Here is an 8,114-nt window from a genome sequence, read left to right on the forward strand (position 1 = left end):
ATGTGTATACGAGACAGGGCGCGGGCCGCGCCACCGGTCCCGCAGGAGCTGCGGGAGAGCGTCGCTGAGGTCGAGCAGGGGGTCAGCGCGGCCACCTACCGGCCGGCCCGGCCGGTGGCGGTGCCCGCCGACGGCAGCGTCCACCGGGCCGTCATCGCCGTGCTGGAGCTACCGGCCCGGCTGGACCACGTCACCGCACCGGTCCGGGCCGCCGAGGCCCACCTGCGGGCCACGGTCCGTAACACCTCGGAGCACGCGCTGCTCGCGGGCCCGGCCTCGGTGTTCCACGATGCCGACTTCGTCGCCTCCACCCGGCTGCCGATGTGGGCGCCGGGTGAGGAGACCGAGGTGGCGCTCGGGGTGGACGACCGGATGCGGGTGGAGCGGAAGCTGCACCGACGCGCCGAGACCAAGGCCACGCTCGGGTCGACCCGGCGGCGCGAGGTGGAGTACCGCATCACCGTCGACAACCACACGTCCCGTCCGGCGACCGTCGAGGTGCGTGACCAGCTCCCGGTCTCGTGTGACGAGGCGGTGGTGGTACGCGAGACGACCGTGGTGCCGCCGCCGGTCGAGCGGACGGAGTTGGGTGAGGTGACCTGGCGGCTGTCGCTCGCGCCGGGCGAGAGCGGCGAGATCGCGTTGGGCTTCCGGGTGGACCTGGCCAAGGGGGTCGAGCTGACCGGCTGGCGGGAGTAGCAGCCGCCGGGTCCACGGTTGCTGCCGGCAGCGGGTGTGCCGTTCGGGGCGTGATCACGGGTTTGCGCCAGCACGTCAGCCAACCGGACCCGATCGTGGCGACATCCTCCGAGCGGTGCGCGGGCCGTCGCACTCAGCTGAGGAGCACGATGGCGAGGTGGCTGCTGAGGGAGAGAGCAGCCAGCCCGGCCAGGACGCTACCGAGGGCGTTGGCGACCGCCAGCAGCGTCGCGCCGTTCTCCGTCAGGCGGATCGTCTCGACGGAGAACGTCGAGTAGGTGCTCAGCGTCGCGCACAGGCCGGTCCCGATCAGGTGCTGCAGGGCAGCCGGCACGGTGGTCGCGGTGCTGAACCCGGCGAGGAGACCGAGGGCGACGCAGGCGAGCAGGTTGACGGTGAAGGTGCCCCACGGGAAGGCGGTGCCCATCCGGGCCTGGACGGTGCGGTCGATCAGGTAGCGCAGGGGCGCGCCGACGAGGGCGCCGAGGATGACCATGAGCCAGTTCATCCGGCGGCTCCGTCCCGGGTGGGGCGGGTGGCGAGGAACAGTCGGGTGAGCGTCGCCGCGCCCCACCCGGCGGCCAGCGCCGCCACGAGGGTGCCGCCGAGGTAGAACAGTGCCGTGCCCGCCCGACCGCCACCGATCAGGTGCTGGCCGTCGAGGGTGTAGGTGGAGAACGTGGTGTAGCCGCCGAGGACGCCCGTGCCGAGGAAGGGCCGGACCAGTGGGTGCGCGGTGCGCCGTTCGGTGATCAGGACCAGGAGCGCACCCATCACAGCGCAGCCGGTGATGTTGATCCAGAACGTCGTCCACGGGAACGCCGCGGGCGCGGTCGGGAACAGCACGACGGCACCGTAGCGGGCGCAGGCGCCGAGGACGCCGCCGGCCGCGATCGCGGCGAGGATCTCGATCTGTCGCGGCACCCGACCGGGTGGCCCCGGTGGGACGACGATGTCGGGATCGACCGGTTCGCGCAGCGGGCTGCGGGCGGCTGGGTCGCGGTGTTCGTCACGCGGCACGGACACGGGCTCCTACCTGGGCGGTCTCCACACCCGGTGCGGGCGTGCGCGAGGATCATCAGGTAGGGACCGTTGGTGACCGGGTGCGGCACGGTTCGGGTACGGCGGGCCCCACCGCCGTGCCGCCACCTCGAAAGGTGGCTGCCCGTCCAGGCTACCGCTCGGCACCGCCGGGAGGGGCTCCCCGTCCGTGGCGCGGACTCAGGCGTGCGGACGTCGCCTCGTGGTCATCCGTGCAGGTCCAGCGTGCCCTGGTCGAGGACCGGACGACCTCGGCCGTCGACGGCCTGGAAGAGTGCGCCACCCGGGCGGCGCCACACCAGCACGGTGAGGGTGTCGCCGGGGAACAGTGGTGCGGTGAACCGGGCGCTGAGCCGTCGTACCCGGTCGTGGGCGTCGTCGGCGATCGTGCGCAGCAGGGTCCGGGTGGCGAAGCCGAACGTGCACAGGCCGTGCAGGACGGGGCCGGGTAGGCCGGCGGCGACGGCTACCGCCGGATCGGAGTGCAGTGGGTTGCGGTCGCCGTTGAGGCGGTAGAGCAGCGCCTGATCAGGGCGGGTGTGGTGGGCAGTGGTGTGGTCGGGGTGCTCCGCCGGTCGCTGCCAGTGGGTGCGTGGTGCGCGTGGGCCGTCGAAGCCGCCCGCCCCGATGACGAACATGCTGCGCTCGACGGTGGCCAGGTGGACGCCGTCGGTGCCGTGGATCTCGGATCGGTGGTGGAGCAGAGCGCCGCTGGTCTGGTCGTGGACGCCGGTGACGGCGGCGGTGATGCGGGCCCGGCCGGCGGGTGGCAACGGTCGGTGCAGGGTCAGGGTCTCCCCGGCGTGCCGGACGACGGCCGGTTCGCCGAGGTAGGGCGGGTCGGCGGCGAGCAGGGTGGCGAAGCTCGGGAGTACGGCGTGCGGGTGCCCGGCGGTGTTCTCCGTGGTGTGACGGAGTTCGTCGGCTCCGGCGCCGACGCTGAGGGCGTAGAGGAGCGTGTCGGTCACGGTCCAGGTCCGCTCGATCGTCGTCGGCGTGTCCCCGCTGCGGGAGATGAGCCGATCCACGGCCGAGCTATCGACACTTTGCGTGACGGTCGCCTTGTCCGGCTCGCCCGCCCGAGATTTCGGACTCGTCGCACCAAGTGGGTTGTTCAGGTACTTCATGGTCGCTATCTCCTCCGTGTGCTGATGAGCGCGACGGGGCGTTCGGCGGTCTCTGGCTACTGTCTGTGGTGAGAGGCTTTCACTTGCGCCTCTTGACGTTGTCGAGCGCCTCACAGTAGCGTCCCATATTAAGAAACCAAGACCACAATATGAGCCGCTGAAGTCTGGGGTAGCCATGAGAATGCGCGTAACGGCTGCGGCCGCCGCCCTGCTGATGACCGTCGCCATGGCGGCGTGTTCCGAGAACCAGTCCTCCGGCGAGTCCGACGGCGACAGCGGCCCCAACCCCGCCGTCAACTTCGGCGTCGGCGTCGACCCGGCGTACTCGCCGATCTACCTCGCCGACCAGGAGAACCTCTTCAACCAGGCCGGGCTCGACGTGACCGTCACCCAGTACCAGGAGGGGACCGGCGGGCTCGACGCGATCCTGGCCAAGCAGGGCCAGGTCACCGCCAGCACCGAATCCAGCCTGCTCAACCGCGCGACCCGGGGCGACATCAAGGGACTCGCGGTCTTCTCGCAGTCGCCCAGCTTCATCAAGCTCGTCGCCCGCTCCGGCATCACCGACGTCGCCGGCATCAAGAAGTACGGCGTCGTGCCGGGCACCGTGAACGAGTACGCCACCAACAAGGTCCTCGACAGCCGCAACATCGCCCGTGACACCGTCGAGTTCGTCAACGCCTCACCCGCCGAGATGCCGGCGCTGCTGCAACGCGGCGACGTCGACGGCTACATCATGTGGGAGCCGTGGCCCTCGCGGGGCGTCGCCAACGGCGGCACCGTGCTGCTGACGAGCGGCGAGATCGGATACGTCTACAACCTCGTGATCGGCGTCGACGGCGCCTGGTACGAGGGCAACAAGGAGACGGCCAAGAAGGTCGTCGACACCATCGCCCAGGCCTGCGAGCAGCTCACCGCCGACCCGGCCAAGGCCGGCACCGTCACCGAGACCGCGATCAAGGTGCCCGCCGCCGAGGCCCAGTCCCTCCTCGAAGGCGTGCAGTGCCAGGTCCGTGACTTCACCGACGAGGACATCCAGCGCTACAACGAGATCGCCCAGTTCCAGCAGGACAGCAACATCGTCAGCCAGAAGGCCGACCCGGCGACCGTCATGATCAGGGGGGTGGCGTGAACCGTACGGGCTCCCCGGTGTCCGTGAGCGACGTCGACATCCGGTTCGGCGACTTCGTTGCGGTCCGCCAGGCGAACCTGGACATCGCCGCAGGGGAGTTCGTCTGCCTGCTCGGCCCCAGCGGCTGCGGCAAGTCGACACTGCTCAACGCGATCGCCGGCTTCGTCACACCCGTCGGTGGGGAGGTGACCTGCGCGGGCGCGCGGGTCACCGGCCCCGACGTCTCCCGGGGCGTGGTGTTCCAGAGCGCCGAAGCGCTCTTCCCGTGGCTGACGGTCCGACAGAACGTCGAGTTCGGCCCGCGCATGCGCGGGGTCGGCAAGGCCCAGCGGGCCGCCGACGTCGACCGCTACCTGGCGATGGTCGGGCTCAGCCACAGCGCCGACCGGTTCCCCGGCCAACTCTCCGGCGGCATGCGCCAACGCGCACAACTGGCCCGGGTGCTGGCCAACGAACCGTCGGTCGTGCTGATGGACGAACCCTTCGGCGCCCTGGACGCCCAGACCCGCCTGGTCATGCAGGTCGAACTCGACCGGATCTGGCGTGAGACCGGCGCCACCATCGTGTTCGTCACGCACGACATCGGCGAGGCGATCCTGCTCGGCGACCGGATCGTCACCATGACCGCCGGACCCTCGGCGGCCATCAAGACCGTCTACCCGTGCGACCTGCCCCGGCCCCGCGACCTGACCGACCCGGCCAGCGCCGCACTCTTCCGCGAACTCCGCGAGGACATCGGCGCCGAGGTGGCCCGCACCCTGCAGGCCCAGGGCCTCGACGACGGACACGACGGTCGACAGCGCCCGACAACCGACGGCGCCGACAGGAAGGCACGACGATGAGCGTGGACCTCCGCGCGGTGCCGGAGAAGACCAGCCGGGACACGGCCGGCCCGGCCCGCCGCCGCACCAGCCGACCCAGGCTGACCCGGATCGGCCTGTCGGCCCTGTCGGTGCTGCTCGGCGTCGTCATCTGGGACCTGGTCAGCCGCAACTACACCGCCTTCTTCCTGCCCTCGCCGCTGCTCACCTGGCGCGGTGCGGTCGAACTCATCCAGGACGGCACGCTGGCCAGCTCGATCAGCGCCTCGTCGACCCGGATCCTCACCGGCTGGGCGCTCGGTGTCGTCATCGGCGTACCGGTCGGGCTCCTGATGGGCTGCGTACCGTGGCTGCGGCTGATGTTGGACCCGTACATCCAGTTCTTCCGGTTCGTCCCGCCGATCGCCTTCGTCACCCTGGCGATCATCTGGCTCGGGCCGGGAGAGGCGTCGAAGATCGCGCTGATCTTCTACACCACCGTCTTCATCGTCGCGCTCAACACGCTGGCCGGCGTCCTGTCCGTCGACGAACTACGCCTGCGCGCCGCCCGCGCGCTCGGCGCCAACGCGGCACGCACCCTGGCCTCGGTGGTGCTGCCGTCGACCGTGCCGCACGTCGTGACCGGCGCCCGGCTGGCCATGGGCAACTCCTTCCTGACGATCGTCTCCGCCGAGATCGTCGCGGCACAGAGCGGCCTCGGATCGCTCATCTGGACCGCCCGCAACTACGCCAAGACCGAATGGGTCTTCGTCGGCATCATCACCCTGGGCCTGCTCGGCTACCTCTTCGACTGGATCCTGCGGACCGTCACCAGCAAGACCCTGCGCCGCTACGGCGTCACCTTCTGACCCGCCCGCCTCCGACGGCGCGCCGCTGCCGGCCGCCGGCCCCCGCGCGCCCACCACTATCGAAAGGCTCGCCATGCTGTGCATCGGCGTCGACATCGGTGGCACCTTCACCGACGTCATCGTGTACGAGCCGGCCACCGCCCGGCTCGCCGAGGCCAAGACCCTGTCCACGCCCGACGACCCGGCCGCGGCCATCTTCGAGGGCCTGGCCAAGCTCGGCGTACGCCTCGACGAGGTCGACCGCTTCGTCCACGGCACCACCCGGGTCACCAACGCACTGCTGGAAGGCTCCGGCGAGCCGGTCAGCGTGGTCGCCACCGAGGGCTTCCGCGACGTCCTGGAGATGGGGCTCGGGCACCGACCGCAGCTCTACAGCGTCAAGGAGGCGGGACGCCCCCCGCTGACCCCCCGTCGACTGCGGCACGTCCTGCCCGAGCGCATCGGCGCCGACGGCAGCGTCGTGCGGCCGCTGGACACCGCCGCCCTCGACAGCGTGCTGGACCGGGTGGCCGCCGCCGGGCCGAAGGCCGTGGCCGTCTGCCTGCTGCACTCCTACCGCAACCCGGCGCACGAGCGGGCCGCCGCCGCCCGTCTCGCCGAACGCTATCCCGACCTGGTCTGCACCATCTCCTCCGACGTGGTGCCGGAACAGGGCGAGTACGAGCGCTTCGCCACCACCGTGCTCAACGCCAGCGTCCGCTCCACCGTCTCCGACTACCTGCGCGGACTCGGCGACACCCTCGCCGAGGGCGGCTACGCCCACCCACTGTCGATCATGACCAGCAGCGGCGGGGTGGTGTCCACCGAGGAGGCCGGCCGGCTGCCGATCAACCTGGCCCTGTCCGGCCCGGCCGGCGGCGTCGCCGCCAGCGTCCACGTCGCCGGCCTGGCCGGCTACCCGAACGTGATCACCTGCGACATCGGCGGCACCAGCACCGACGTCTGCCTGATCAAGAACGGCACCCCGTTGATGACCAACGACGGGACGATCGCCGGCTACCCGAACCGCACCTTCCAGGTCGAGATCAACACCATCGGTGCCGGTGGCGGCTCGATCGCCTGGCGCGACCTCGGCGGCGAACTCCGCATCGGCCCCCGCAGCGCCGGCTCCACCCCCGGCCCCGCCGCCTACGGCCGGGGCGGCACCGAGCCGACGACCACCGACGCCCACCTGCTCGTCGGCCACCTCGACGCCGAGGAGAGCCTCGGCGGCGAGGTACGCCTCGACGTCGCCGCCGCCCGCACGGCCATGCACCGCCTGGCCACCGAGTTCGGCCTCGACGACCTGGAACTGGCACACGGCATCCTCACCATCGCCACCGCCAAGATGACCAGCGCGATCAAGGAGATCTCGGTCGCCTGCGGCCACGACCCCCGGGACTTCGTGCTGATGCCCTTCGGCGGCGCCGGCCCCATGCACGCCACCGTGCTCGCCGACGACCTGGGCATCCGCCGGGTCCTCGTGCCACCGGTGCCGGGCAACTTCTCCGCCCTCGGCTTCGTCACCGCCCAGGCCCGGCACGACTACGTCCGCACCGTGCTGGTGGCGGCCGACGAGAGCGGACTGCACGCCGTACGCGCCGTGGTGGCCGAACTGCGCGACACCGCACGGGCCCAGCTCAAGGCCGAGGACGGCGTCGAACCCGACCAGGTCACCTTCGGTCTGTCGGTGGGGATGCGGTTCCGGGGCCAGTCCTTCGACCTCGCCGTCCCCGTCGAGGACGTCCCGGCCACCGTCGAGGACCTGGTCGCGGCCTTCCACGCCGCCTACGCCGACCGGTACGCCTACGCCCGCTCCGGCCACCCGGTCGAGATCGTCAACTGCCGACTCACCGCCTACGGCCCTCGCCCCGACGTACGGTTCGCGCCCCCGTCCGGCACCACCCCCCAGCCCGAGCCGACCCGCGTCTACGGCGCACACGGCTGGGTCGACGCCACCGTCCACCGCCGCACCGACCTGGCCCCCGGCCGCACGGTGTCCGGTCCGGCCGTCATCCGGGAGAACGGCAGCACGACCGTGGTCGGCGCCGGGTGGACCGCGACCGTCGACGACCACGGAAACCTGCTGCTCGTCAAGGAGTGATCCGGTGATCCACGCCCTCGACGCCACCGTCCTGGAGCACGCCGCCCAGCATCCGGACCGCCCCCTGTACGCCTTCGACCTGGACCGAACGGTGTCGGCGGGGGAGTTCGCCGACCTCGCCGGCCGACGGGCGGCCACCCTGGCCGCGCTCGACGTCGGCCGGGGCGACCGGATCGCCGTGTGGGCCGAGAACAGCCTCGACTGGCTGGTCCTGCTGGCCGCCGCGGCGTGGCGGGGCGCCGCCCTGGTGACCCTGCATCCGGGGCTGAGCACCCCGGAGCTGACCACGGCACTGGCCCGCAGCCGTCCCCGCCGACTCTTCGTCGCCCGTCGCCTCCGCGACCGCGACGGCGCCGCCACCGC

The 8,114-nt window shown here is 71.8% G+C and carries 9 protein-coding genes; 6 read left to right on the forward strand and 3 right to left on the reverse strand.

Translation table 11 applies throughout. The annotated features are described in order from the left end of the window. A partial coding sequence (locus EYA84_RS21340) for a DUF4139 domain-containing protein (protein ID WP_131054820.1) occupies positions 1-699 on the forward strand: 699 nt, incomplete at its 5' end. A gap of 133 nt (positions 700-832) precedes the next feature. On the opposite strand, the gene crcB is transcribed toward EYA84_RS21340, so the two are convergent. The 3 genes from crcB to EYA84_RS21355 form a co-directional block, all read right to left on the reverse strand. Then, positions 833-1,207, reverse strand: a complete 375-nt coding sequence (gene crcB / locus EYA84_RS21345; RefSeq protein WP_131054821.1) for a fluoride efflux transporter CrcB — start codon at positions 1,205-1,207, stop codon at positions 833-835. Next, positions 1,204-1,725: a CrcB family protein gene (locus tag EYA84_RS21350; protein ID WP_236145886.1), complete on the reverse strand. Its 522-nt coding sequence runs from the start codon at positions 1,723-1,725 to the stop codon at positions 1,204-1,206. The genes crcB and EYA84_RS21350 overlap by 4 nt, the downstream gene beginning before the upstream one ends. A 221-nt stretch (positions 1,726-1,946) precedes the next feature. Continuing rightward, positions 1,947-2,768 carry a MaoC/PaaZ C-terminal domain-containing protein gene (locus EYA84_RS21355; protein ID WP_236145887.1) on the reverse strand — a complete coding sequence of 274 codons (822 nt, stop codon included), beginning with the start codon at positions 2,766-2,768 and terminating at the stop codon, positions 1,947-1,949. Between the two features lie 274 nt (positions 2,769-3,042). Between EYA84_RS21355 and EYA84_RS21360 the strand changes: the two genes are divergently transcribed. The 5 genes from EYA84_RS21360 to EYA84_RS21380 form a co-directional block, all read left to right on the forward strand. After that, the gene (locus tag EYA84_RS21360) at positions 3,043-3,999 is read left to right on the forward strand and encodes an ABC transporter substrate-binding protein (RefSeq protein WP_131054823.1); all 957 of its coding nucleotides are present in this window, start codon (positions 3,043-3,045) and stop codon (positions 3,997-3,999) included. A 17-nt stretch (positions 4,000-4,016) separates the two neighbouring features. Then, entirely contained in the window at positions 4,017-4,841 is an 825-nt protein-coding gene (locus EYA84_RS21365) for an ABC transporter ATP-binding protein (protein WP_236145888.1), read from the forward strand. After that, complete coding sequence (locus tag EYA84_RS21370; protein ID WP_131054825.1) at positions 4,838-5,668, forward strand: ABC transporter permease; 831 nt, start codon at positions 4,838-4,840, stop codon at positions 5,666-5,668. The genes EYA84_RS21365 and EYA84_RS21370 overlap by 4 nt, the downstream gene beginning before the upstream one ends. A 73-nt stretch (positions 5,669-5,741) precedes the next feature. Next, positions 5,742-7,751, forward strand: a complete 2,010-nt coding sequence (locus EYA84_RS21375; protein ID WP_131054826.1) for a hydantoinase/oxoprolinase family protein — start codon at positions 5,742-5,744, stop codon at positions 7,749-7,751. A 4-nt stretch (positions 7,752-7,755) separates the two neighbouring features. Next, positions 7,756-8,114: AMP-binding protein (locus EYA84_RS21380; protein WP_153227114.1), on the forward strand; the 359-nt coding region annotated here is incomplete at its 3' end.

This window comes from Verrucosispora sp. SN26_14.1 (assembly GCF_004307965.1).
In the GTDB taxonomy this organism is placed as follows: Bacteria; Actinomycetota; Actinomycetes; order Mycobacteriales; family Micromonosporaceae; genus Micromonospora.

Bases quoted from the DNA above. Each gene is read 5' to 3' on its own strand.
- crcB (WP_131054821.1), bottom strand. From the start codon at position 1,207: ATGAACTGGCTCATGGTCATCCTCGGCGCCCTCGTCGGCGCGCCCCTG.
- EYA84_RS21360 (WP_131054823.1), top strand. From the start codon at position 3,043: ATGAGAATGCGCGTAACGGCTGCGGCCGCCGCCCTGCTGATGACCGTC.
- EYA84_RS21370 (WP_131054825.1), top strand. From the start codon at position 4,838: ATGAGCGTGGACCTCCGCGCGGTGCCGGAGAAGACCAGCCGGGACACG.
- EYA84_RS21375 (WP_131054826.1), top strand. From the start codon at position 5,742: ATGCTGTGCATCGGCGTCGACATCGGTGGCACCTTCACCGACGTCATC.